This is a genomic window from Carboxydothermus pertinax (assembly GCF_001950255.1).
GTDB lineage: Bacteria > Bacillota > Z-2901 > Carboxydothermales > Carboxydothermaceae > Carboxydothermus > Carboxydothermus pertinax.
Genome location: NZ_BDJK01000055.1, coordinates 90,030 through 114,498, shown reverse-complemented (window position 1 = coordinate 114,498; position 24,469 = coordinate 90,030). Strand labels below are relative to the sequence as shown.

The following is a 24,469-nucleotide window of genomic DNA, read 5'->3' as shown; positions in this document are numbered from 1 at the left end:
GCTCCCTGGAAGTGCTGGCGAATAGCGCGTCTTAAGCCGTTATGGTGGTCAGAAACTACTAAGTCAACGCCATGTAAGCCTCTTTGTTTGAGTCAGGAAAAAAATTCACGTGAGCTTTTCTGATTCGCTGTCGCCAAGCATAATCCCTAATATTTCCCGGTAGCCTTCTTCGTTTACGCCAATAGCAATTAATACGCCCCGTTGACGGACACGGGTCATTTCTTTCGTAAGGGTCAGCTTTGATTTGCTCTTTGGCCTGAGCTTGGAGTATTTGATTAAGCACGGATTCTAAAAGTTTAGCTACTCCTTCATCTTTTGCTCCATTGAGAAAGAGGTGATGCAAAATTTCGGAATCAATGGTAATATTATATTGAGCCATTTCTCATCCCTCCGGTTAGGTTTTTGGTTTGCTCACCTTGTAATTCTAACCAGAGGGTGGGAATGGCTCAACCTTATTTAAATTTCCCTTTTTTCGAGTAGACTGTTGCTTTACAGAAACAGCCCCTCACAGAACCGTGCTTGCGCTATTTACGCACACGGCTCCTCACTTGGAGATTTACACATTTGTGCATAGCCCCTGCCGGTTATCAAATATGCTTACATAGATTTTGGGTTTCGGCAGTGGTCTCTTCTCGAGCAGTGAAAGGAATTTTTCCCAGGTGTAACTATTGCGCTGACTCCTTCGATTTAACCATTTAAATATCAGTTTCCCTGTCTCGTACCAGAACTTCGACAGCATTTTTCCGTTATCTGTAATTCCATAATACCTATAATGACCTATGAGTTTTACTCTTATTTCCTCTAGCAGCTTGATAACTGGTTTTGTACGATTGGTCTTTATCCATTCTTTCATTCTTAACAATGCCGCTTTAAATTTCTTTCTACTGGTCTTACGTTTTACCCTGAATTTGCCATTGCGACTTTGCCCGCAGTAATGAGTGAACCCGAGAAAGTCAAACGTTTCTAGTTTACCTTTCCCTTGTTTCTGCCTATTTTTGTGGGCATACATGCCAAATTCAATTATTTTACTCTTCTCTTTTGCAATGCTCAGATTAAATTTCTCCAGTCTTTTGATTAGCATGCTGTAGAATTTTCTGGCTTCAGATTCATATTGAAAACAGAAGACAAAATCATCAGCATATCTAATCATTAAAGCGCTGCCTTTGCACTGCCTCTTGACTACTTTCTCAAACCATAGGTCAAGTACATAATGCAGATAAATATTGGCCAGAACAGGAGATATTATTTCTCCTTGCGGTGTGCCTTCATCAGAAGCTCTGAATTTTCCTTCCTCTATTACACCGGCTTTTAGCATTCTGGCTATTAGCCTCAATAACCTGCTGTCTCTTATCCTGACTTCAAGACATTTCATCATACATTTGTGGTCAACATGGTCGAAAAATCCTTTAATGTCAGCATCAACTATCCAGTTTATCTTCTTGCTCATTATTATATCGTTGAGTTTTCTGAGTGCATCGTGACATCCTCGCCCTGGACGAAATCCATATGAGCTACCCAAAAAATCCTGTTCATAGATAGCCGTTATTATTTTGCTTACGGCTAGTTGAACAATTTTGTCCTCATAGGTAGGTATACCTAAAGGCCTTTTCTGGGAACTCCCAGGTTTGGGGATATAGGCACGTCTTACTGCCTGTGGTTTATATGACATCCTTTTTAGCCTTTCATAAAGTCCCTGGATGTTTTCCGCGACTTTTCTTCATATCTGGCTTTAGTTATGGCATCTATCCCGGGAGCTTTATTACTGCTAAGTTCCCTGTGACATTTCAGAAGCATGTCCAGACTTATCAAGTGAGCCAAACTGGTGAATTGTTCCTTTGGTCGCTCTTTTGCCACCTGTGCTATCTTTGCAAGTTTTGTTTCCAATTTCTTTCCACCTCTGGGTGTGGTAATTGTGTCCTTTGCAAAGGCCTCCTTGTGTAACTGCCTTCTCTCCATAGCCATTACGCTATTTCATAGATACTATTCAGTTATCCGACTCCCTACCCCTCTTTTGCCTTCCTTGCTTGGTTGTCGCTTGTACGGCATACCCATTTTGGGGAGAAGGCAGGGCCTCCCGGTACTGCTAATTCTCAGTTTTAACGTGCCAAGTTCTTAGACCCCGGAGTGTCAGAACAGACTCACCAAAACGCCTATTCCGATATTGCCTTCTGCGTGTGTAACCGCATCGGCCTTCCTCAACTAATATAATTTCGAGGCTCAATCACTTCAGCTTTCGCTTTCGGCCCATTAATTTGCTGTTCTACGCTTAAAACTCTCAGTTACCTGACAGTCTCCAAGAACTCGCTACAGGGCTGTTGGTTAGACATTACCCCGGTGTGACTTTCACCCACTAGAATTAGCAACCTTGCCCGGCCGCACTACACAAAACCTTAAACATTCTCAGCCAATCGGAAATCCCATGTTTCAAATCCATACTGGTTCAATCAAAACTTAATGTACTATGTTTATGGCAAAATAAAAGTGCAGAGTTTGGCAAGGTAAAAATACAGAGTTAGGAATAGTAAAAAAGCCATTGCCAGCAGTCCCAAAATCTAATAACCTCTTGTTTGTAGACCAATACGAACAGGAGGCTGTGATTGGATGCTAGCAATGGCTGATATTAATTCTATCAAATATTTGAGAGAAAAGAAAGGGTTCAGTGTTTCCAAAATTGCCAACATCCATAAAATCAACTGGAGGACTGCCAAAAAGTACAGTGATCGGGATGACTGGAATATAGAAATTAAGAAAAAGAAAAGATCCAGTCTTAAAGATGAATATTATGAAATTATCTCTATTTGGCTAAAAGAAGATTTAAAGCTTCCCAGAAAACAGCGGCATACTGCTCAAAGAATTTATGAGCGCCTTGTGGAAGAACATAATTTTCCTGGCAGTGACCGTACTGTTCGTCTCTGGGTGGCTGAAATTAAGAAAGAACTATATAAACCCCAAAACGAGGTTTATGTTAAGCTTAGTGCCCAACCTGGTACTGCTCAGGCAGATTTTGGTAAAGTACAGGTAATAGAAAAGGGCGTAATTAAACAATACAGCTCTTTAGTCTTAAGTTTTCCCTACAGCAATGCTGCTTTTACTCAGCTTATGCCCGCAGAAAACAGCGAGTGTTTGCAAGAAGCTTTAAAGAACATTTTTGAATTTCTTGGTGGAACACCAGGAAAGATAACCTTTGATAATCTTGCCGCTGCAGTAGCTAAGATAAAAGCCAACGGCGAAAGAGAATTAACCGAATCGTTTCAACGGTTTTGTCTCCATTACGGCTTTGAACCCATCTTTTGCAATGTTCAAGCAGCCAATGAAAAAGGTAATGTGGAAAATAAAGTGGGTTATATCAGGCGAAACTTTTTTGTTCCCCTGCCTGAAATCAACGACTTTGAGGCTTTTAACCGGGAACTTTTGCAAAAATCCTTGAAATACCTGGATAAAATCCATTATGAAAAACAGCAAAAAGTCCGGGAATTATTTGCCGAAGACCAGCAGCAGCTAAAAATTTTACCGTCCAAGCCTTTTTATCCTTACACTACAGCTACGGTTACAGTGGACAAATACGGCCGGATAAAACATAACCAAATTTATTACTTTGGCATCCCGGCAAAGCCAGGAGAAAGCTTATTTGTAGTGGCAAAATGGAATACCCTGACTATTTACAATAGCCAGATGGAGGTTATAGTAGAGCTTCCCCGGGCTTACAATCAAAAAGAAGTAGAAATTGATTGGAAAGCCTTTTTTGACCTAATAAAGAAAAAACCACGAGCTTTTCTCTATTCTAACTTTTATGAATTTTTACCGCCTAATGTCAAAAAATATTTAACAATTGAAGACAACGAACAAAGAAAAAAGCGACTCTGGCAAATGGCCGAGTTTTTAGAAGAATATCCTTTAAATATAATTGAACAAGCCCTTAGCAATTTTGACGAATATACCAACATTGATTCAGCCCGGATAAAGCTGTTAGCCTACAAAATTGCCACTAATAGCAGAACTAATCCTTTACCCCTGGAAATTAACAATCAAAACTACAGTGGCTTTAGCCCGAACTTAGCCTTGTACGAACGCTTATTAAGGGGGTAAAGAGAAAATGGATAAACAAACAGTAAACCAGCTTTGCAAGCAATTAAAACTCGGGTATATCGCCAATAACTATCATAAAGTCCAGTTTACCACGCCGAAACAGTACTTAGCCGAGCTTTTGCAAATAGAACTTACCGGCAGAAAACAAAGTAAAATAAAACGACTTATCAAAAAAGCCGGTTTTCCCAATATAAAAACCCTGGAAAATTACAGCTTTAGCAATATAAATTTTCCCCAAACCATAAGCTCAGAAGAACTAACCGGGCTTTCCTTTATTGAAAAGCAGCAAAACATAATTATGCTTGGGGAAGTGGGTACAGGCAAAACCCATTTAGCTATAGCTTTAGGAATTAAGGCCTGTAGCCTTGAATATAAGGTCAAATTTTACCGGGTAGTAGACCTGGTAAACCTTTTAACCGAAAACTTAAAGAAAATGAATTTACGGGCCTTTTTACGGGAGGTGAGGCAAAACGATTTATTAATCCTTGACGAGTTAGGCTTTACCCCAATTCATAAAGATGGAGCCGAACTACTATTCAATGTAATATCAGACTATTATGAGAAAAACAGCATCATAATTACATCAAACCTGAAATTTAGCAACTGGAACACTGTTTTTCTTGATAACCGACTGGCAGCAGCCGCGATAGACTGCCTTATTCATCATGCTCATATCCTGGTGTTTAAAGGTGAGAGTTATAGATTTAAAAACGCCCTCTCAAACTGTTAATTTTTACCTCTTATGTATCTTTTTATGCTGGCAATGGCCAATATTTTTTCTGCATTTTTCTTTGCCGTTTTATGCATTTTTATATTGCCAAACACATAAATGCCTCCGTTTTTGTTATTTTGAATATCAATTTATTTCTCAAAATTAATCTAGTCGTAGAGTTTGAAAAAAAAGCTTATCGATGCGGTGCTGAAAAAGATTTGAACAACTGGTCTATTTTTAAATTCTATGCTTTGTTATCCCTTTGTGTTTCATATATATCTTTAAGAAAGTCAAAACCTTTTTCAAGGTATAAGTTACATATTCTATCAGCAATTTCCCTCTCATTTTTATTATATAGTACGCGAACTATCTCCCGGATATATTCATTTTTGTAGTCAGGATAGATATTTGCATTAAGCATTTCAAGAAAAATTTTACCAACTTTTGTTGGTGTTTTTGGAGCATGTTTCAATAGATATTCAACAAAAGTAGGGGTATTAAATTCTCTATCAACATATTTTGCTGAAAGTCTTAACCATTCATATATTTCATCATCTATTTCATCAATTAGTGATAACCATTCTGAGAGGTTTGAAATTAGTTCTTGAAAATCAGGTTTTTCTTCATTTTGTCTTACTAATTCATATAAATTTTTCCAGAGAGGTTTTACTTTGGTTTTAATTTTGTCGATAAGCTTATCTCTCAACATCCAGAAGAAACTTTCTATCGCCAAAAGTTGGTTTATATTCTTATTTTCAATCAATTGAGAGATAAGGCTTTCTTTATCTTCTATATTTTCCCAATCTTCTAAATATGCGATACATATATGTTGAACGAGTCGTTCTGTAATGTTAGAATCAGTGAATTCAGTTTTTAAAGCTTTTGTATAATGCTCATTTTTTCTAAGTAAAAAGTAAAGGTCTTTATAAACTTTTGAAGAATAACTAAGATACCCTGTCAAGGCAGCTTCCCAATGAGTTTCATTGTCTTTTGGAAATATTTTGTTTATATTGTCAATTACCCAGTTTCCATCGAGCCAGTAAATATTTGGTAAATATTCACCTAATATCACTGAAAATTCAAGTGAAGGCTCTAGTTCACGATTAAGTCGCTTCGTAAAATCTTCTTTAATACTATCTACCCATTTTTCTTCCCTATCTCGATTATACAGACGAGCATATCTTAGAGAATAATTTATCATCGCTGAAAATATCTTTCCTTTTGGTGAATTCAGTACCGAGATGACAAGATCATTTATATTAGGAAGGTCAGACTTAGTTTTTTCAACAAGGATTAACAAAATTTTTTGCGCTTCGGGTAAAAGTTCGGGGTCAAAAGCATGGTTATCATCCTTTGTACCCTCTTTAATAAGTTCTGCTATTTGAGAAATAATCCAGTTTCTGTAATTAAGGTCCTTATATTCTTCATTCCAAAAATCATCTAATGTAAGTAATTTTAATATAAAATCAAAAACTACTTGCCAGTTAATTTTTTTCTTTGATCGCCAAGCCTCATTAAACCCCCATAACAATGCGTGCAGGTATATACACGGAACGTTTAGGAACGGCTTTATATTATTTGTAAACTTTTCAGGATTTTCTGCTACCCAATTCCTGAACATATCTGAAAGTTCTTCTATATCCATACATCCTGTACCCTTAAAGTTTATAAGGTGGTCTGCTATTTCTTCATTCGATTTATCAAGAAGTTCTTCTTTTGCTACTGAACTTTCATATCCCCACGTGGTTTCGGTTTCTTTCCAGTAAATAAAACCAGGATGATCAAGTTTCGATGGATTTATTTGGTCATATTTTTCATATGTTGATAACACATTTTCGTCTCCTGTATCTAAAAGAGCAGAAAGCCATTCTTTTTTCCGATAAGCTAATATCTTTTCAACTTGATCTTTATTATCTTTGATTTCCTTTGAAATGTAATACTGTTTAGTTTCTATCCATTGTAAAACCTTATTAATTTGTTCCTTGGAAAAAGTGGAACCGTTATTTTTAAGCAATTCATATAACTCATGTTTAAGAAAACTTTCTTCAAGAGGATTATCTTTCCAACTCCAGAATAACTTATTTAAATCTTTGTAATGAAAATTGATTATATGAATGGCTATCCTGTTAAAGATAAGATGTTCTTCTTTCAGCAAACTTTCTATCTCTTTTTTTATTTTTTGAGGTTCAGAAAGCTCGAACATATCTCTGACAAAATAAACTAATTGACAATCGTATCGTTCAGGGAAGGATGTCTGTGGATGGTCTTCAATTGTAGGTATCCAGATATTATTAAATTGAGATTTATCATCTTTTATGATGGATTTTATTTTATATATTGCAATTTTTGCTGCTTCAATACCGCACAATTTGGCAATTATTTGTTTATGCTTGATTAGTGCTTCTTTAAGCCAATATTCATCCATTAGGGAAGTATATTCGTAGGTTTCTTTTTCATCAAAAAGTGGTTTTTTCTTTATTTTTCTGTAATCCAAAATAACATCTAACAACTGTAGAATAAGGTGATCTTCTTTTTTATCAAGCAATTTTGGCAAAATAGTTTTACTAATTTCTGCTGCTACTAATGTTGTGTTCCATTTTGAGCTTAATGCTGTTCTTACGAATTCAATATGATCTTTTGTTATTTTTTCAATTGGAAGTGAAAAGATTATTTTTACCAAAGTCTTATCTGTTCTATAATTCTCAATTCGTTTCCCAATTTCGTCACGATAACTTATGATTGAATTAATAATTTCAAGTAAAGCATTTGTTATTTCCTCTAATGGAGTTTCTTCATTTTTTGCTGCGACGTTCTCCAAATATTCAAGAACATTCCAATATGCCTCTTGTGGTGGAGGATTGTTTTTGGGACCAAAATATCCTCTTTCTTTCAATTGTTTTATCCAGGGAAAAGGATTAGGGGATAATGCAAGTTTTTTAAAAAAATGATTTCTCAGTGATTCATCGTTTCTAATGATCTGTAAAATTTCTTCTTCTTTATCTTCAGTATAATTATTGGCAGCATCTTCAATTTCCTTATATGTATCATACAAATAGGTTGAAACTTGGTTTATCTCTCTATTCCATTCTTTGATTACATCGTAAAGCTGACCGTATCCTTTCTCATCCTTCTCATATGGAAGAACTTCGATACCCATTGAATTATAATAATACCGTTCAAATTCAAGGATGTTCTCTTCACCTCTATAAAAGGGAAGAAGAATAAAATGTTTTAACTCTTTTTCTTTTTTAGGGTCAAATTTTGTTATTAAAAAATCAAGTAATTCAAATTCCGCCAATCCATAACCAACGAATAGCACAGTATACTTATCAAATATTGTTTTCAAAAACTTTTTAAAAATCGTATTATTATAGCGTTTAATATACTGAGGTACTGTAAAAACAATAGAGTTTTTGTCTTTCCATAAACATCCATGAATATAATAGAGTTTGTTTATATCTATGTTTGAAGGGGTAAAATCGTCTTCTTTATAAACTATCCGTGTCGGCTCAAAGTATCTATGAAAATGGTTATCTATATTAGTTGTAATAAAAAGTCCGCGTAAGCGATATAATTCTTTATAAATATTTTGAGATTTAAGGAGATATTCTTTTGCTTTAAAAGATTCTTTAAGTTCTTCATAAAATATATCTTCAAAGTCATTTTCTTTTAATAAATAATAACATATGGTAATAGTTTTCTTGGGATCTTTGTCTTTAAAAAGTGTTTCTCTTTCCTTAAAGTTTATAAGCCCAGAACCATTTTTCTTTTTAGTTGAGTAACATCTCTCGACAAGATTTCGAGCAAGTTGATCCCAACCCATGCACCCAATTAACCGTGATACTCCTGCTCCAATGAAGACAGCAAGAGTTCTATTGTTTACCGCTTCTTTTATTTTATCTGGCAATTCTGGTATTTTGGGTATCACCTTATCACCTCATTAGTAAATGGTTGTAGACGCAATGTCAGATAACGGTTAGCGGGTATGCAAAGCCTATAAGGGTTTTATTGTGACCGAACGTTACAACATTATTTTTCAAACCTTGCATTATTCAAATAAATATTTATAAAGAATTTTTACCTTTTTGGTTTCTCAGAAAGAAGTATTTACTCAAAATAAAAGAACCAAGTGTCGTCTTCGTATTTATCTTTATAAAGGTTTGAAACTTTTTTCCCCATTTTAATATAACGTTCTCGTAAAAGATTGGCGATTTCTTCGGTGCCTCTGATCTTCATGTATTCTTTTCCATCTTTTGTTTTGCCTTTTTCCATGGTAGGTTTTATATTTACACTTTCTTTGGTTACCACTTTTTCTTCTGGTTTATCCTCGGGTTTTTCTTTTGCTTTTCCTCAATCTTTTCCGTAACTGGCAGTTTTGTGAAAGGTTTTGCGTTTATAATACGATTTGCTATGTTTTCTATTTCCGAAATGGAAAGACAGTCTTCTTTTTTGCCCCGTAGATAGATTGATAAAGCAAGGCCACTATCAAATACCGGCATGGTGCAGTCTTCTGTTTTTAACAAATCAGGACTTACAAATAAAACAACAGGAAAAATAAGATCTATGTATTTTTCAAAGCCTTCCCTTTTAAGCCATTCGCCAAAAAGTTTTTGGTGCCGGTAATTTTGTTTTATGGGGCTGGAGGTTTTGACCCATTTATTATTTTCTTTTCGTAAAAATTCATCTTTTTTACCTAAAATAGCTCCACGCCAATTTTTGGTCTCAATCAAAAATATCCCAGGAGGTCCGATCATTAAGTGATCAATTTGAATAAATTCGTCTTCCAGTGGCTCTAAAACCACATCATTTATTATTCGCCACTCCGAAGGTAAGACAAGGAAAAATTTTAGAAAAGAAATAAATTCGCCGTTTTCTCCTTTATCGTCTTTCTTTTTTTGTTCAAGGTTATAAACTAAATCCGCCGCAGGCTTTAACATTTTACCAAGAAACCCTGGAACAGCATCGTCAATCTTTTCTTTGATTTTTTCTTTTTCCATGGCATGCTTTTCGGCTATTTTTTTATAAAACTCTTCTTTTATTTCCCGATTTTGTTTTAAAAGCCTAGCTAGCATCATAACACTCTAATTACTTGATATTTTTTGTTTTAATTTTTCTACCTCTTCATGGTATTAATTCACCCTAACTTCTTGCTATTTATTATTTAAAAAAATTCCAAGTTATATAATTCTTCCTCTTCCTTGTTTTTCCTGCATTATTCTAAAATAAAACCCCTTTTTCAGGGGTTATGGTCAGTCTTATATATTTGCTTTATTCCTGGTACTCACCCGGTTTCGACCTCTATCTTTAACATGTTACAGCGTTTACCGTATAAAATTGGTATATACCTTACTTTCTTTCTCTGGAGCCTCGATCTCACCCTTGCCTTTGGCTATGAGCTTTAAAAGATAAGCCATGTTTTTTCCGAGGACACTCATAATTTGCACGCCCTCTTCATCCTGCAGGGCTTCCCCGGGTTTGGTGCCGTGGATGACATTCCAGTAGTTACTGGTGGGGATAAACATCTCGGCGTAGTTTAGATAGTGATTTAACTGGTCAAAGGCTGCTACCCCGCCCGAACGCCGGACCGCTACCACCGCAGCACCAACTTTATGCCGGAAGAGTCCGCCGTTGGCTGAAGCTACGTAAAACGCCCGGTCTAAAAACGCCTTCATAGTCGCAGCAATACCCGAATAGTTGACGGGGGAGCCTAAGATTATGCCATCCGCCTCTTTCATTTTTTGAATCCAGTCGTTTACTTCATCGTCAATGGCACATCTTTCGTTTTTATTCCTTACACACTTGCCGCAGGCAAGACAGCCTCTTATTACCTTATCCCCCACCTGGATTATTTCCCCTTCAATGTTCTCTTTTTCTAACTCCGCCAAAACCAGCTTTAAAGCTTGATAAGTGTTTCCGTTTGCTCTGGGACTGCCGTTAAATGCTACTACCTTCATCATCTTCCTCTCCCTCCTAAAGCTTTTTTAAAATTATAACATTTTTTCCTTCAATTACTCAATAAATGAACACATCCGCCGCCGGAATACGGTAATTCCTTTTTGCTAACCATAGGTGTTTAAAACCCCCGGAAGCTTCCCGGGGGGTAAGTTTTAGCTTTTAAAGAAGCTTTTTAAGATATCCAAGACTTCCGGTACTTCTTCAAAAAAGCCATGACCCGCAGGACTAAACTTCACTAATCGGGAGTTCTGAATGTGTTTTCGCAGGATGTCGGAGTTTTCATGATGTAAGATTTGGTCTTCCATTCCGGTCATGATTAAGGTTGGTGCAGTGATTTTCTTTAAATCATTGAAGCTATCAAAGTTTAAAATAGCATTTAACTGGCGGAAAAAGCCTTCCCTGGAGGTAGGAAGTTTCAGGTAGCGTTCTACAAATAAATCAATGACTTTGGGGTATTTTTTTATTGTTTCCTCACAAAAGATTAGTTCTGCAGTTTTCCGAGCCCGGGCTTCAAGGGAGCTGTCATCCCAGAGAAGAGCCTGGGACGGGATACCGTGTTTAACCCCGCAAAAGGTGCAGCCTAAGACCAGCTTTTCTACCCGTTCCGGATATTTAATAGCGAAAATTTGAGCTATCATCCCGCCCATGGAGATACCAAAGACATTAGTTTTTTCTATTTTTAATTCATCTAAAAGAGTTTTAACATCATCGGCATTGGTTTCAATGGTCCACTGCTCTTCCGGGCAGTCGCTTCTCCCCGCTCCCCGGTTGTCCGGTAAGATAAGGCGAAACTCCTCACTCATTTCAAAGACAAACCGCTCGCTCCACCAGTCTGCGTTGCCCCCTAAGCCCATGATGCAAAGAAGGGGCGGCCCGCTTCCCTGTTCTTTATAAAACATTTTAATTCCGTTAACCTCAGCATATGGCATGATTAACCCCCCACCGGTTATTCTTTAATCCCCGCTAAATATTTAGCCAGTTTTTTCTTCTCCTCAATATCGTACTGGCCGTAAATTGCTATTTTTTCCATAATCGGCGAACCACCGCCGTGCACTCCAGCTACCTGTTTAACACCAGCATGGGCCGAAACCAGTAAGTCGCTAATCATCCTGAAACAGCGGTGCTGGTTTTCCGCTGAAATTCCCGCTTTTCGCATAATGTATTTTTCCAGGTAACCTTTGGTATCATCATTGAGAAAATCTCCTTCCGGCGGCAGCGTTGCCGGCAAACCACCCGCCAATTCGGCCAAGATTTCATGCTCATGGTAGACGTTGATGCCGGCGTAGTAGCGGGCAACGTTGGTGTACACCACCTCCGGAATATAAGTTCCCGATGCTGCTTTTTTGGCTTTGACACCGGCAGCTATCCCGGCGCCGTAAACCAGCTCAGCCACAGTGATAAGTTCAACTAAGGCATCCCGAACATGCGGTGCTTTGGGCACTCCATTATACTCGGCTACCAGGGCCGATGCCCCCATGATGATGTCGGTTACCGCCGGCTTGCAGCCGGTATAGCTGTGCCTGTGGTAGGTGGCAAATAAAAGAGCTAGTTGGCCAGCAAACTGCCACTCCCCGCACATAAACACCCGCTCCCAGGGCACAAAGACGTGGTCAAAAACCGTTAAGGAGTCGGCGGAGCCGTACTGGGCAATGGGAGCATCGAGCTTCTTCCGCGGCCGGGGGTTGGATATTCGAATTATTTGGGTAACCCCATCAGCATCGGCCGGGACGGCAAAAGCGACCGCCCAGTCCGCATCTTTTTCCGTCATCATCCGGGTAGGGACAACAATGATTTCATCGGCATAAGGGGCGATGGTGTTGTGGGCCTTGGCACCGCAAACCACTATGCCATCTTCCCGTTTTTCCACTACTCGCAAATACAAATCCGGGTCTTCCTGCTGGTGGGGGCGCAGGGAACGGTCGCCTTTGACATCGGTTTGGGCGCAGTTGCCCACCAGGTCATTTTCTTGAAAATATCTCAAATAATTTAAAAAGCGTTCGTGGTAGCTGGTGCCCAGGGCATTATCCATGTCTTTGGTTACGACCGAAAGGGCGTTTAAGGCATCAATTCCCATGCAGCGCTGGACACAGCCACCCACTCTTTGGCACATAAAGCGGGTCATTTCCTGTTTTTTCAGTAAATCATCGGTACTCTGATGAATATGGGTAAAGCGGTTTACTTTTTTCCCGGTTAAATGAGATGTTGCTGTTAATAACTCTTCATACTGCGGATCGGCCGCATAATTAAAAGTTTCACAGATAACATTTATCCCGGGTCTTAATCTTGGATCGTCCCGGCCAATAAGTTCCCCATCGTAATAAACGTTTTTCCGCATCTTAAAAAGCTTTTCCATATACTCCTCTGCTGTCCGCATAAATTTAGCTCCCCCTTTTTTTAGTCTTTTAGTATTAATTCATAATCTGGAGGAAGCAGCGCTGCAAAACTTCCTTTTATTTTAAGGTTTTGATTTTGGCCTTTAGCAGTTATTTTGGCGGTAATACTGTACTCCTCCCCCTGAACTTTCACCTCAGTAATTTTTCCTTCTACAGTAATTGACTCTCCAGGGCGGGTCATCCCTACAAACCGCACCCCAAATTTTTTTAAGGCTTTTTTCGGTATCCAGCTGGTAACCGCCTGGCCGGCAAAGCCCATAATTAGCATTCCGTGGGCGATAACACCTCCGGTACCGAGAGCTATGCCCGCCGCATCATCTAAGTGAAGCGGATTAAAATCACCCGAGGCGCCGGCATAGCGGGCAATTTGCACCCGGGTGACCGGCTCTTTCTTTAAGGCCGGAAATTCATCCCCCGGCTTTAATTCGGATACTCTCTTTTTCATGGCAAACCTCCAGTTAATTTTTCACAATAATTACACCGGTGGCCCGTAAAACTTTTTTCCCCTCTTGGTTGGTATAAATAATCTCTATTTTGATAAACGTCATGGGGCCAAAATTTCCTTTCTTTTCTTCTACCGCGAGAAGCTTTGCTTCTCCGGTTAAAATATCCCCCGGATAAATTTCCCCAAAATACTCGTAATGCTCTTCCCCGTGTAAAATACGAGTAAGATCAACCCCTATTTCCTTCAGATACCGGTAGAGAGACCCGGTCCAGTGAGTAGCTAAGGTAATAAAGGTAGGAGGTGCCACTATGTTTTCATAGCCCTGGGCTTGGGCTTCGTTTCGATCTCTGTAGATTGGATTGGGATCACCTATTGCTGCTACTAGTTCCCTTATCTTCTCCTCTACTACCCGGTAAGTAAAAGGGGGAAATTTCATTCCTACCATTTCTTTTTTTATCTCCATATTTGTCCTCCAAATAATTATTTCTCTTAAAGGGAATAAAGCCCTAAATCAAAGCCATCCTCTTTTTTATAGCGGCTGAAGATGTAGTTCCGGTAATTTACATATTCGTCATAATTGCAGTAAATCCCAGCTTCTTTTAGGTTTTCTTCCAGGTCTTTAATAGAAGGCGGGCAGCCTTTTAAGGCTATGGCATTTTTGATGTTGGGGTTATTTTTATTTAGTTCATATACGCATTTGCCAAATAAAACGGTGTAATCAAACCCCGGTGAAGCCAGCTGGCGCTTACCGCTAATCACCTCTACATTGGGAAAAGGTTTACCCTTAAAAGCTGACATCAACATAATAAGCATGGGATTATACATCCCCGAACAACCGGTGCAGAGGGAACTATCGTATTTTCTAATGGCAATACCGGTAATCCTCCGCTTGGCAAAACCGGCAGGGCCGAGATCCCCTTCCTGCCATTCCCAGTCGTAGTCGATATATTCTCGGTGTTTGGCTATATCTTCCCCGCGAATTTCTATAATTTGAAGTTCCGTACTGCGGCCGTTACGTTCAGCAAAATAACGTAAATGTTCTATATCCGAGGCATGATAGCCCATCACATAAGCTCCAACTACATCGGCGGCAAAAACATCGGTAGATGCGATAAGTAAGTCTTTGCGGTATGCTTTGCCGGTGTGGCCCGGACCTTTTTCTAAGGCAAAAACTCCATCGATGATGGTCAGGGCTATAGGTAATTTTTCAGCTAAATGGGGAAAAGTGTGTTCTAAGTCCCAGTCTTTACCGTGGCAGTGGGTTTTAGAGCGGCGATTGATGGTCCCTTTCAGGTTTTTTATCCCAAGGGATACTTTACACTGGTTGTGGGTTTTTAAGACGGGAAGGTTAATGATTTTATCCGCTTCTAACACTTTATTGGCAACAGCAAGTTTTATGGGGCCAAAATCGATTTCGGTAAATTTGCCTTCATTAAAATCTATAAGCTCTACCCCGTACTGTTCGGCAAGTTTTTCGTAGCCTAATACCTTAAAGATTTGCCTTCCCATCGGGCGAGGGTTCATTAAAGAACCCTCGCCAATGGTCAGGTGGTTAAATCCTTCTTCCTTAAGGATTCTTACCAACGCTGCCATAACCGCTGAGGTAGTAACCACGCCAAAGGGCGGAAATGGCAAATCAAAATCCCAGGATACTAAATTGGGCTTGATTAAGATTTTGTCATCTTTTTTTAAGCCTGCAAATCCATCACAAAGTTCTAAAGCTTTTCTTAGTGATTGATAGGCATCTTTAAAACTAACGATTGAGACTACTGGCATTACCATAATCTCCCCCCATTTTTAAAGCTAAAACAATTTTAAGCTTCGCTGCTTTTCGGTAGTAAGAATTTAAAGGATAACCATCCTTCAAGTTTTAAAGCACTTAACACCACCTCACCTACTACAATCCAGAAAGCAACTATCGCGGCAATTATTACTGTCCGCATTTGGAATCCTTGATGCTCATTACAGCTCATTTTAAAACCTTTCATCGTTTTTATTTTGCTTTTGCAACTCTTCCTCCCGCAGCTGACGGCGTAAGACTTTACCCACGACAGTTTTGGGAAGTTCGGATCTGAATTCCACCAAGCGCGGTACTTTGTACCTGGCCAGGTGAGCGTTGCAGAATTCAATTACTTCCTGCTCCGTTAAGGTTTCTCCCTCTTTTACGACAATAAACGCTTTGACCGTTTCTCCCCGGTAAGGATCCGGCACACCAACCACAATCGCTTCTTTAACTTTGGGATGCTGATAAAGTACCTCTTCAACTTCCCGGGGATAAATGTTGTAGCCTCCGGCAATAATCATGTCTTTCTTCCGGTCAACAATGTAGAAAAAGCCGTCTTCATCCATTTTGGCCAGGTCGCCGGTATAGAGCCAGCCATCCTTTAAGGCTTTAGCGGTCTCTTCGGGACGGTTCCAGTAGCCTTTCATGACCTGCGGCCCCTGGACCACCAGTTCACCAATCTGTCCCGGCGGTAAATCCTCTCCGGTTTCGATATCTACTATTTTGGCTATGGTATCGGAATAAGGCACACCTATTGAGCCAATTTTTCTGGTGCCTCTTATGGGGTTACAGTGGGTCACCGGAGAGGCTTCGGACAACCCGTAACCTTCCACAACCACGGCACCGGTAACTTCTTCAAATTTGGTCTGCACTTCTACAGGCAGCGGTGCGGAACCACTTACACAAACATTAATCGACTTCAAGTCGTATTTCGTCAGGTCCGGGTGGTTCAGTAAAGCTACATACATTGTGGGAGCGCCAGGGAAGGAAGTTGGACGGTAGCGCTGGATATGCTGCAGCAGGAGAGTAGCATCAAATTTGGGAATTAAGATCATCGTCCCGCCAAAGCAGGTAGCCAAATTCATGCAGCAGGTCATTCCGTAAACATGGAAGAGAGGCAAGGCGGTTAAGACTCTCTCCTGGCCGTCAAAGAAGATACCGTTAGAAAATTCTCTGACCTGATAAACATTGGCCACTAAATTTTTATGGGTCAGCATTGCCCCCTTGGAAATACCTGTTGTTCCGCCGGTATACTGTAATACCGCCACATCGTCGGGAGTCACGGTAACTTCAGGAGGACTTGGTTCAGAATCGGAGATTAAATCACTAAATTTATAAACTCCAGGTCCAAATTCACCGTTATAGGTGCCGATTAGCGGGATACTGACCACGATGATATTTTTAAGAGCGGTATTTCCTTTTACCGCCTGAGCTCTCGGGTACAAAACATCTAATAAAATAATGGTCTCGGCACCGGAATCGTTTAACTGGTACTCTAATTCCCTTTCCACATACATGGGATTTGTCTGGACCACAATGCCCCCAAGGTTTAAAATGGCAAAGTAACTTATCACAAACTCCTGACAGTTGGGAAGCATCACCGCTACCCGGTCACCTTTTTTAATGCTAAGTTTACTTAAGGCAGTGGTAAATCTTTTAATTTGTTCGCCCAGTTCTTTATAGGTCATTTCCTGCCCTAAAAATACAGTAGCCGTCAACCCCGGATATTTTTCCGTGGTTTCCCAGAAAAGCTCATGGAGAGTTTTCTCCGGGTAGTTTAGACTCGGCCTGACCCCTTCGGAATAATGCTTTAACCAGGGTTTAGCCTGATACACCGAAGTCATAAGATCCCTCCTTGTAATGGATTAATTTTAAAAATTTTCTTAACATTCGTCTTAAAAAATTTTTTCTTAATCTTTTAAAAGTTCCCGGCCAATTACCAGTCTTTGAATCTGGTTGGTACCTTCATAAATTTGGGTAATTTTCGCATCCCGCATCAATTTTTCCACCGTATAGTCCCGCATATAGCCGTAACCGCCAAGAATTTGCACCGCATCGACGGTTACTTTCATCGCTATATCGCTGGCAAAACATTTCGCCATTGCACCCTCTTTAGTTGCTTTCATACCTTGGTCCAGCATCCAGCAGGCTTTCCAGACCAGCGCCCGGGCTGCTTCAATCTGCATCGCCATATCGGCCAGCATAAATTGAATTGCCTGGAATTCGGCGATAGCACGGCCAAACTGTTTTCGCTCTTTAGCGTATTTAAGCGCTTCATCTAAAGCCCGCCGGGCAACCCCTACTGCCGTAGCCCCAATCATCGGGCGCGTCTGGTCTAAAGTTTGCATGGCAATTTTAAAACCGCTACCCACCTCCCCCAAGACATTTTCTCTTGGAATCCTAACATTCTCCAGTATCACCTCCGCTACGTGGGACGCCCGGTCGCCCATTTTCTTTTCTTTTTTTCCGCCATAAATCCCCGGCGTATCCCCCGGAACTAAAAAAGCCGTAATCCCCTTTATCCCTTTACTCCGATCAACGGTTGCAAAAACCGTGTAAAGGCTCGCCACCCCGCCGTTGGTGATAAAACATTTTGTCCCGTTTAAAACCCATTCATCCCCTTCCAGCCGGGCGGTGGTTTTAATTCCGGAAACGTCGGAACCGGCTTCCGGTTCGGTTAAGCAAAAAGCTGCTAAGTTGGGTTTGGCGCAAAACGGTTTTAAAAACTTTTCCATCTGCTCTTCGGTCCCGGCAATTAAAAGCGGAGTCAGAGCCAGAGCGTTATTCCCAAAGGTACCATTTATGCCAAGGCAGCCGTAAGCCATTTCTTCGGCCACAATGGCCTCGGTCATAAAATCCACTCCCTGCCCACCGTACTCCACCGGAACATGCAAATTCATAAGTCCGGCTTTAAATACTTTTTCAATCACCTGCCAGGGTATTTCTTCCTTTTCATCGTATTCCGCGGCAATAGGAATAATTTCTTTTCTGACAAAATCTCTGGCCATCTTTTGAATAGCTTTTTGCTCCTCCGTTAATTCAAAACTAATCACTACCTTCCCCTCCCTTTTTATTTTTCAATAACCCTTCCGGGATTAGATCTACCGCAAAAATCGCTTTTTCATATAATAAAGCCACATCTTGGGCTATTTCCTTTGGCTCCGCTTCATTTACCTCATTATCCAAAATGTAGTGTTCATCACCGCTGCGACCCCTGTCAGGAAATTAAGTTGGGCTTTTTTAAAATTTTGTCATCTTTTTTAAACCTTTTAACTTTACAATTGAAACCACCGGTTTAGTCAAGATTTTTCACTACCCTGCTTTTTTAGTTCTTCCTCCCGCAGTAGACGGCGTAAGACTTTACCCACGGCAGTTTTGGGAAGTTCGGATCTGAATTCCACCAGGCGCGGTACTTTGTACCTGGCCAGGCGAGCGTTACAGAATTCAATTACTTCCTGCTCCGTTAAGGTTTCACCATCTTTAACCACAATATAGGCTTTGACCGTTTCTCCCCGGTAAGCATCGGGAACACCCACCACAATCGCTTCTTTAACTTTGGGGTGCTGATAAAGTACTTCTTCTACTTCCCGGGGATAAATGTTATAACCGCTGGCAATAATCATGTCTTTTTTCCGGTCAACAATGTAGAAAAAGCCATCTTCATCCATTTTGGCTATATCACCGGTGTATAACCAGCCATCTCTTAAAGCTCTGGCGGTTTCTTCGGGTCGGTTCCAGTAGCCTTTCATGACCTGCGGCCCTTTTACTACCAGCTCGCCAATTTCTCCCGGCGGTAAATCTTCCCCCGTTTCTAAATCAACGATTTTAGCAAGAGTATCGGGATAAGGTATGCCAATCGAACCAATTTTTCTTAAACCGCCAATTGGATTTAAGTGGGTTACCGGTGAAGCTTCTGACAAACCGTAGCCTTCCACCACTATGGCTCCGGTAATTTCTTCAAATTTTGTCTGGACCTCTACCGGCAGAGGAGCGGAACCGCTAACGCAAACGTAGATGGACTTTAAGTCATACCTGGTAAGATCCGGATGGTTCAGTAAAGCAATATACATGGTAGGAGCACCGGGAAAAGCGGTAGGACGGTAAAGATCGATATGCTCTAAAATAAGGCCTGCCTCAAATTTGGGAACTAAAATCATGGTACCACCAAAGCAGGTAGCTAAATTCATGCCTGTGGTCATGCCGTAAACATGGAAAAGAGGTAAGGCAATTAAAATTCGCTCCTGTCCGGGAACAAAAAGGCGATGGGAAAATTCCCGCACCTGGTAAGCATTAGCTACTAAATTTTTATGGGTTAACATTGCTCCCTTCGAAACGCCGGTCGTCCCGCCCGTATATTGCAAAACTGCCACATTATCGGGGCTTACCGCTACTTCCGGAACATCCGGCTCACTATTTAGCACCAAATCGTTAAAGTGATAAACTTCCGGGCCAAACTCACCGGAATAGGTTCCAAGTTGGGGAATATTAACCACAATAATATTTTTAAGTGAGGTATTTTCTTTTATCGCCTGAACTCGCGAGTATAAACCGTCTAACAAAATAATTGTTTCAGCACCGGAGTCGTTTAAGTAATACTCAATTTCCCGCTCGACGTACATGGGATTAAGCTGAACGACAATCCCGCCCAGAGATAAGATGGCAAAATAGCTCATTACAAACTGGGGTGAGTTGGGAAGCATAATTGCTACCCGGTCGCCTTTTTTAATCCCAATTTGACTTAAGGCCCGGGTTAACCTTTTTACTTTTTCACCAAACTCTTTGTACGTCATTTTTTCGCCCAAAAAAATGGTTGCGATAATTCCCGGATATTTTTCAATCGTTTCCCACAAAAGTTCCGGTAATGTTTTTTCCGGATAGTCGATGTGCGGTCTTACCCCTTTCACATAATGCTTTAGCCAGGGCATTGCGGTATTTTCGGCAGCCATAAAACCCCTCCTGATGAAATAATTTTTTTAATTTTCGTAATATCCGAAAAATTTTAATCTGATTGGTGCACTCATAAATCTGGGTGATTCTACATCCGGCATTAATTCCTCTATCTTCATCTACTTATCTTCTGTCATAAACACCGGAGGCCGACGTTCCTTTATAGCTTTTAAACCTTCCCGGTGGTCATCGGTAAACTGCGCTATAGCAAAATGAGAAGAAATTAAGTCTAAAGCAGCTCTTAAATCCATCCCTAACCCCTGATAAACCGCTCTTTTTATCATTCTAATCGCCACTTCCGGCCCTTTTACCAGCCGTTCGGCAAATTTATACGTCTCCTCCAGCAATTTATCATCAGGATAAACCCGGTTTACCAGTCCAAGTTGATGTGCCTCCCTGGCATCAATAAAATCCCCGGTCCAGAGAAGTTCCAAAGCTTTTGCAATACCTATAAGACGGGGTAAGAAGTAAGCTCCTCCATCCCCCGGAACCAGGCCCAACTTAATATATCCCTCGGAAAAGCGGGCCGATTCCGCAGCAAAACGCAGATCACACATCAGTGCCATATCAAGCCCGGCTCCCACCGCCATACCATTGATAGCCGCAATGACCGGCTTATCGATTACTTCCCATAATAAAAGCGGTATTTTCTGAATATGCTTCCAGATAAAATTTTTACTGGCAAGAGGAGTGCTTTTGGCTGTCTTTTCCAGTAATTCTAAATCTCCACCGGTGCAAAAAGCTTTGCCGCTCCCGGTTAAAACAATAACTTTTACAGCGTCATCCTGCTGGCATTCCTGTAAAAAATTAACCCACCGGTCAATCATTTCTAACGTAAAAGCATTCATTTTTTCAGGACGGTTTAAGGTAATAGTGGCAATACCCTCTTTTTTTTCTAATAAAATTTCCTGAGCGCTCATCTTTCCCCCCCTCGAACAATCTTAATTACGGTTAGCCTTACGGTAGCCCAGGGCATCCTGGGCTAAGATAAGCTTATGAATATTGCTGGTTCCTTCCACTATCTGGTAGTACTTGGCATCGCGAAAATAGCGCGCTACCGGATACTCTTCCGAATACCCGTAGGCACTAAAAATTCTTAAAGCATAATCGGCACATTTGCTGGCGGTTTCACCGGCAAAAAGCTTTGCCATTGATGTTTCCCGGGTACTGGGTACTCCTTTATCTTTTAGAAAAGCCGCCCGGTAAGTTAAAAGTCGAGCCGCTTCAATCTCCACCACCAGCTGGGCAATCCAGTCCTGAATCATCTGAAACTGACCAACTTTTTGCCCGAACTGTTCCCGGGTGTTGGCATATTCAACAGCAGCATCCAGGCAGGCCTGAGCTACCCCAACCGCCCCAGCGGCTGAAGCGAGCCTGGTATCATCTAATTGCTGCATGCAAATTTTAAAACCCTGCCCTTCCTGCCCTAATAAGTTTTCACCGGGAATCCGGACATTTTCAAAAGTAATCGCCCCCACCGGTGACGCCCAGTTTCCCAGTTTTTCCTCAATGGGTTCAATAGTGATACCTTCGCTGTTTAAGTCCACAATAAAAGCCGACATCCCTTTGGCCCTCCGGGATGGGTCGGTATAGGCATAAACTAAGGCAATATCCGCTACCGGTGCCAGTGATATCCACATTTTGCTCCCGTTTAAAATATAGTAATCCCCATCACGGGTAGCTTTTGTGGTCATGGAAGCCACGTCAGAACCAGCATTGGGTTCAGTAATAGCAAAACATCCTATTAAAGCACCACTGACAAGACCGGGTAAATACTTCTTTTTCGCTTCTTCAGTTCCGTAACGGTAAATAGTAACTCCAGGACCTAAAGTATTGGCAGCAAAGATAATTCTAAGAGAACTGTGCACCCGGGCTATTTCTTCACATAAAATTGCCACCGCCTGATACCCTAAGCCATTTCCTCCGTATTGCTCAGGAATAATGCAGCCCAAAAAACCAAGTTCCCCCATTTTGCGCACGAGATCCCGGCGAAAGCGGTGGGCTTTATCGTCGGCATCAGCAGTGGGTTTTACTTCTTTTTCGGCAAATTCCCGGGCTAAACGCTTAATAGCCAGTAAATCCTCCGTTAAATCAAAGTTCATGCTCCTCACTTCCTTAACTTTTTTAAAAAAGCGGCCAATTCCTTTGGCCGCTTTATTTGGTGTGTTTAATCGCCGATATTTTCAATGATCGTAGCTACTCCCTGACCTCCACCGCAGCAAGCAGTTATCAGAGCATATCTACCCTGACGGCGTTTTAGTTCATAAACCGCTTTAACCACCAGGATAGCCAGCGACGCCGCAATCGGGTGGCCCAAAGCTATTGCTCCGCCATTGGGATTAAATTTTTCTTCATCCCGCCAGTCAATGCCCAGTTCCCGGCATACGGCAATTGACTGAGAAGCAAAGGCTTCATTTAGCTCAATAACATCAATGTCATTTAAAGTTAAGCCGGTTTTAGCTAAAACTTTTTTCACTGCAGGAACCGGACCAATCCCCATAATATTGGGATCAACTCCGGCAGCCGCATGACCTACTATTCTGGCCATAGGCTTTAACCCCAATTTTTCGGCTTTCTGCCGGCTGGCAATTAATAAAGCAGCGGCGCCGTCATTTATCCCCGAAGAGTTGCCAGCAGTTACGGTGCCGCCGGGCTTAAAGGCTGGCGGAAGTTTGGCTAAAGCTTCTATAGTGGTGTTGGGCCTGGGATGTTCATCCTGATCAAAAATTATAGGATCGCCTTTTTTTTGCGGAATCGTAATTGGAACAATTTGCTCCTTAAACCGCCCTTCTTTTAATGCGCGAGCAGCTTTTTTCTGACTTAAATAAGCAAACTCATCCTGCTCTTCCCGGCTGATCTGCCAGCATTCCGCAACATTTTCCGCCGTAATTCCCATAGGAGGGTCACCTATTTCTGCTGGAGCTAAGGTTCTTCTTGGTATCCAGGCAGGAGCAGTCCGCTGAAAGGCTTCAGTAGGCCTTTCCATCAGGTAAGGCTGGCGGGTCATGCTTTCCACTCCACCGGCCAGATAAAGCTCGCCAACCCCGCCCCAGATAAGAGAAGCCGCTAAATTTACAGTAGTAGAACCAGAGCCGCACTGCCGGTCTATCGTAATTGCCGGAACTTCCAAAGGCAAGCCCGCTTTTAACCAGGCCACCCGTCCCATACAGCCCACTGCCCCCAGACAGTGTCCAAAAATCACTTCATCTACTTCCAGAGGATCTTTTAAGCCACTACGCTTTACTACTTCTTTGATGACCTCCGCCGCATAAACCTCCGGCGGCAGGTCTTTTAATGCTCCTTTTTCTTTGGCAATGGGGGTCCGTACCGCCCCCACAATCACCGCATCCGTCATTTTACCCCTCCCCTTTTAGCGGCCTTTAAAATTCGGCGGCCGTTTTTCAAAGAAAGCAGTTCTTCCTTCTACCGCATCTTCACTGCTAAACACTATTTTGGATCCTTCTTTTTCTATTTTTAAACCTTCTTCAATAGTAGTATCCAGGCCCAAGGTTACTGCTCGCAAAATTTCCCGCATAGCGATAGGAGCCCCCTTAGCAAGCTTCGCCGCTAAAGCCCGGGCTTCTGCCAGTACCTGGTCTTTAGGTACCACTTTATTTACCAAACCGTATTTTAATGCTTCCTCAGCAGTAATAGGCTCCCCGGTGAGCATTACTTCCAAAGCTTTTGTTTTGCCGATAAGCCGCGGCAGCCTTTGAGTTCCGCCCCAGCCAGGGATAATCCCAAGCTTAACTTCGGTTAAAGCCATTGATGCCTCTGCCGCTAAGATACGCAAATGGCAGCTTATCGCAAGTTCCGTGCCGCCGCCGTAAGAACTACCGTTTAGCGCAGCAATCACCGGCTTGGGGAAAAGCTCAATTTGCCGGAAAAGAACACTTCCTTCCACTTCCGGTAAAATCCCTTTAGCCCGATCAGCAAATTCCGTGATATCTGCCCCGGCACAGAAAACCTTGCTTCCTTCCCCGCTAATTATTACCGCCCGAATCTCGGGATTTTTCTCAATTTCCTGCAGAGCTTTTTGGATGTCTTTTAAAACTTTTTGCCCTAAGGCATTGACCGGAGGATTATTTAAATATAAAACCGCATAACCATCGGTAATTTCTAATTTAATTTTTTCAAATTCCACGTTA

22 protein-coding genes and 1 pseudogene are annotated in these 24,469 nt (G+C 41.4%); 2 read left to right on the top strand and 21 right to left on the bottom strand.

Annotated elements, in window-relative coordinates:
- From cpu_RS14030 to cpu_RS14025, 3 genes and pseudogenes are all read right to left on the bottom strand, one after another.
- Nucleotides 1–379, bottom strand: a pseudogene (locus cpu_RS14030) (transposase); the annotation flags it as partial.
- A 177-nt stretch (nucleotides 380–556) separates the two neighbouring features.
- Nucleotides 557–1,669 carry a group II intron reverse transcriptase/maturase gene (gene ltrA / locus cpu_RS10495; protein ID WP_234970239.1) on the bottom strand — a complete coding sequence of 371 codons (1,113 nt, stop codon included), beginning with the start codon at nucleotides 1,667–1,669 and terminating at the stop codon, nucleotides 557–559.
- Nucleotides 1,670–1,674: 5 nt separating this feature from the next.
- Complete coding sequence (locus tag cpu_RS14025; RefSeq protein WP_234970238.1) at nucleotides 1,675–1,956, bottom strand: hypothetical protein; 282 nt, start codon at nucleotides 1,954–1,956, stop codon at nucleotides 1,675–1,677.
- 645 nt (nucleotides 1,957–2,601) lie between these two features.
- Between cpu_RS14025 and istA the strand changes: the two genes are divergently transcribed.
- Together istA and istB are read left to right on the top strand one after the other, a co-directional pair.
- Nucleotides 2,602–4,086 (top strand): IS21 family transposase, encoded by a 1,485-nt coding sequence (istA, locus tag cpu_RS10490; protein ID WP_075859939.1) that lies wholly within the window; start codon nucleotides 2,602–2,604, stop codon nucleotides 4,084–4,086.
- 7 nt (nucleotides 4,087–4,093) lie between these two features.
- Nucleotides 4,094–4,816, top strand: coding sequence for an IS21-like element helper ATPase IstB (istB, locus tag cpu_RS10485; protein WP_075859938.1), 723 nt, complete (start codon nucleotides 4,094–4,096; stop codon nucleotides 4,814–4,816).
- 226 nt (nucleotides 4,817–5,042) lie between these two features.
- Here istB and cpu_RS10480 read toward each other — a convergent pair whose 3' ends face one another.
- The 18 genes from cpu_RS10480 to cpu_RS10405 form a co-directional block, all read right to left on the bottom strand.
- Nucleotides 5,043–8,726: an SIR2 family protein gene (locus cpu_RS10480; protein WP_075859937.1), complete on the bottom strand. Its 3,684-nt coding sequence runs from the start codon at nucleotides 8,724–8,726 to the stop codon at nucleotides 5,043–5,045.
- A gap of 179 nt (nucleotides 8,727–8,905) precedes the next feature.
- Complete coding sequence (locus tag cpu_RS10475; RefSeq protein WP_075859936.1) at nucleotides 8,906–9,106, bottom strand: hypothetical protein; 201 nt, start codon at nucleotides 9,104–9,106, stop codon at nucleotides 8,906–8,908.
- Nucleotides 9,100–9,873 carry a nuclease-related domain-containing protein gene (locus cpu_RS10470; RefSeq protein WP_077177309.1) on the bottom strand — a complete coding sequence of 258 codons (774 nt, stop codon included), beginning with the start codon at nucleotides 9,871–9,873 and terminating at the stop codon, nucleotides 9,100–9,102. The genes cpu_RS10475 and cpu_RS10470 overlap by 7 nt, the downstream gene beginning before the upstream one ends.
- A 246-nt stretch (nucleotides 9,874–10,119) precedes the next feature.
- Nucleotides 10,120–10,755, bottom strand: a complete 636-nt coding sequence (locus cpu_RS10465; protein WP_234970237.1) for a flavodoxin family protein — start codon at nucleotides 10,753–10,755, stop codon at nucleotides 10,120–10,122.
- Nucleotides 10,756–10,905: 150 nt separating this feature from the next.
- Nucleotides 10,906–11,682 (bottom strand): alpha/beta fold hydrolase, encoded by a 777-nt coding sequence (locus cpu_RS10460; RefSeq protein ID WP_075859934.1) that lies wholly within the window; start codon nucleotides 11,680–11,682, stop codon nucleotides 10,906–10,908.
- A gap of 17 nt (nucleotides 11,683–11,699) precedes the next feature.
- Complete coding sequence (locus tag cpu_RS10455; RefSeq protein WP_075859933.1) at nucleotides 11,700–13,127, bottom strand: 4-hydroxyphenylacetate 3-hydroxylase family protein; 1,428 nt, start codon at nucleotides 13,125–13,127, stop codon at nucleotides 11,700–11,702.
- Between the two features lie 20 nt (nucleotides 13,128–13,147).
- Nucleotides 13,148–13,591, bottom strand: a complete 444-nt coding sequence (locus tag cpu_RS10450) for a MaoC/PaaZ C-terminal domain-containing protein (protein WP_075859932.1) — start codon at nucleotides 13,589–13,591, stop codon at nucleotides 13,148–13,150.
- Between the two features lie 13 nt (nucleotides 13,592–13,604).
- Nucleotides 13,605–14,054 (bottom strand): MaoC family dehydratase N-terminal domain-containing protein, encoded by a 450-nt coding sequence (locus cpu_RS10445; RefSeq protein WP_075859931.1) that lies wholly within the window; start codon nucleotides 14,052–14,054, stop codon nucleotides 13,605–13,607.
- Nucleotides 14,055–14,080: 26 nt separating this feature from the next.
- Nucleotides 14,081–15,373 carry a DUF362 domain-containing protein gene (locus cpu_RS10440; RefSeq protein ID WP_075859930.1) on the bottom strand — a complete coding sequence of 431 codons (1,293 nt, stop codon included), beginning with the start codon at nucleotides 15,371–15,373 and terminating at the stop codon, nucleotides 14,081–14,083.
- Between the two features lie 32 nt (nucleotides 15,374–15,405).
- Nucleotides 15,406–15,564: a hypothetical protein gene (locus tag cpu_RS13695; protein WP_159434004.1), complete on the bottom strand. Its 159-nt coding sequence runs from the start codon at nucleotides 15,562–15,564 to the stop codon at nucleotides 15,406–15,408.
- Between the two features lies 1 nt (nucleotide 15,565).
- Complete coding sequence (locus tag cpu_RS10435; protein ID WP_075859929.1) at nucleotides 15,566–17,218, bottom strand: long-chain-fatty-acid--CoA ligase; 1,653 nt, start codon at nucleotides 17,216–17,218, stop codon at nucleotides 15,566–15,568.
- Nucleotides 17,219–17,284: 66 nt separating this feature from the next.
- Nucleotides 17,285–18,427, bottom strand: a complete 1,143-nt coding sequence (locus tag cpu_RS10430; RefSeq protein ID WP_075859928.1) for an acyl-CoA dehydrogenase family protein — start codon at nucleotides 18,425–18,427, stop codon at nucleotides 17,285–17,287.
- A complete protein-coding gene (locus cpu_RS13690) occupies nucleotides 18,420–18,560 on the bottom strand; it encodes a hypothetical protein (RefSeq protein WP_159434003.1) in 141 nt (46 codons plus the stop codon). Before cpu_RS13690 ends, cpu_RS10430 begins: the two co-directional genes overlap by 8 nt.
- Before the next feature lie 113 nt (nucleotides 18,561–18,673).
- A complete protein-coding gene (locus cpu_RS10425; protein ID WP_075859927.1) occupies nucleotides 18,674–20,320 on the bottom strand; it encodes a long-chain-fatty-acid--CoA ligase in 1,647 nt (548 codons plus the stop codon).
- Nucleotides 20,321–20,440: 120 nt separating this feature from the next.
- Nucleotides 20,441–21,241 (bottom strand): enoyl-CoA hydratase/isomerase family protein, encoded by an 801-nt coding sequence (locus cpu_RS10420; protein WP_075859926.1) that lies wholly within the window; start codon nucleotides 21,239–21,241, stop codon nucleotides 20,441–20,443.
- 21 nt (nucleotides 21,242–21,262) lie between these two features.
- Nucleotides 21,263–22,423: a glutaryl-CoA dehydrogenase Acd gene (gene acd / locus cpu_RS10415; RefSeq protein ID WP_075859925.1), complete on the bottom strand. Its 1,161-nt coding sequence runs from the start codon at nucleotides 22,421–22,423 to the stop codon at nucleotides 21,263–21,265.
- 65 nt (nucleotides 22,424–22,488) lie between these two features.
- Nucleotides 22,489–23,676, bottom strand: a complete 1,188-nt coding sequence (locus cpu_RS10410; RefSeq protein ID WP_075859924.1) for a thiolase family protein — start codon at nucleotides 23,674–23,676, stop codon at nucleotides 22,489–22,491.
- 15 nt (nucleotides 23,677–23,691) lie between these two features.
- A complete protein-coding gene (locus cpu_RS10405; protein ID WP_075859923.1) occupies nucleotides 23,692–24,465 on the bottom strand; it encodes an enoyl-CoA hydratase-related protein in 774 nt (257 codons plus the stop codon).
- Nucleotides 24,466–24,469 lie beyond the last annotated feature (4 nt).

Excerpts from the sequence above, each read along its gene's own strand:
- ltrA (WP_234970239.1), bottom strand. The coding sequence starts at position 1,669 with ATGTCATATAAACCACAGGCAGTAAGACGTGCCTATATCCCCAAACCT.
- cpu_RS14025 (WP_234970238.1), bottom strand. The coding sequence starts at position 1,956 with ATGGAGAGAAGGCAGTTACACAAGGAGGCCTTTGCAAAGGACACAATT.
- istA (WP_075859939.1), top strand. The coding sequence starts at position 2,602 with ATGCTAGCAATGGCTGATATTAATTCTATCAAATATTTGAGAGAAAAG.
- istB (WP_075859938.1), top strand. The coding sequence starts at position 4,094 with ATGGATAAACAAACAGTAAACCAGCTTTGCAAGCAATTAAAACTCGGG.
- cpu_RS10470 (WP_077177309.1), bottom strand. The coding sequence starts at position 9,873 with ATGATGCTAGCTAGGCTTTTAAAACAAAATCGGGAAATAAAAGAAGAG.
- cpu_RS10465 (WP_234970237.1), bottom strand. The coding sequence starts at position 10,755 with ATGATGAAGGTAGTAGCATTTAACGGCAGTCCCAGAGCAAACGGAAAC.
- cpu_RS10460 (WP_075859934.1), bottom strand. The coding sequence starts at position 11,682 with ATGCCATATGCTGAGGTTAACGGAATTAAAATGTTTTATAAAGAACAG.
- cpu_RS10455 (WP_075859933.1), bottom strand. The coding sequence starts at position 13,127 with ATGCGGACAGCAGAGGAGTATATGGAAAAGCTTTTTAAGATGCGGAAA.
- cpu_RS10450 (WP_075859932.1), bottom strand. The coding sequence starts at position 13,591 with ATGAAAAAGAGAGTATCCGAATTAAAGCCGGGGGATGAATTTCCGGCC.
- cpu_RS10445 (WP_075859931.1), bottom strand. The coding sequence starts at position 14,054 with ATGGAGATAAAAAAAGAAATGGTAGGAATGAAATTTCCCCCTTTTACT.
- cpu_RS10440 (WP_075859930.1), bottom strand. The coding sequence starts at position 15,373 with ATGGTAATGCCAGTAGTCTCAATCGTTAGTTTTAAAGATGCCTATCAA.
- cpu_RS13695 (WP_159434004.1), bottom strand. The coding sequence starts at position 15,564 with ATGAGCTGTAATGAGCATCAAGGATTCCAAATGCGGACAGTAATAATT.
- cpu_RS10435 (WP_075859929.1), bottom strand. The coding sequence starts at position 17,218 with ATGACTTCGGTGTATCAGGCTAAACCCTGGTTAAAGCATTATTCCGAA.
- cpu_RS10425 (WP_075859927.1), bottom strand. The coding sequence starts at position 20,320 with ATGGCTGCCGAAAATACCGCAATGCCCTGGCTAAAGCATTATGTGAAA.
- cpu_RS10420 (WP_075859926.1), bottom strand. The coding sequence starts at position 21,241 with ATGAGCGCTCAGGAAATTTTATTAGAAAAAAAAGAGGGTATTGCCACT.
- acd (WP_075859925.1), bottom strand. The coding sequence starts at position 22,423 with ATGAACTTTGATTTAACGGAGGATTTACTGGCTATTAAGCGTTTAGCC.
- cpu_RS10410 (WP_075859924.1), bottom strand. The coding sequence starts at position 23,676 with ATGACGGATGCGGTGATTGTGGGGGCGGTACGGACCCCCATTGCCAAA.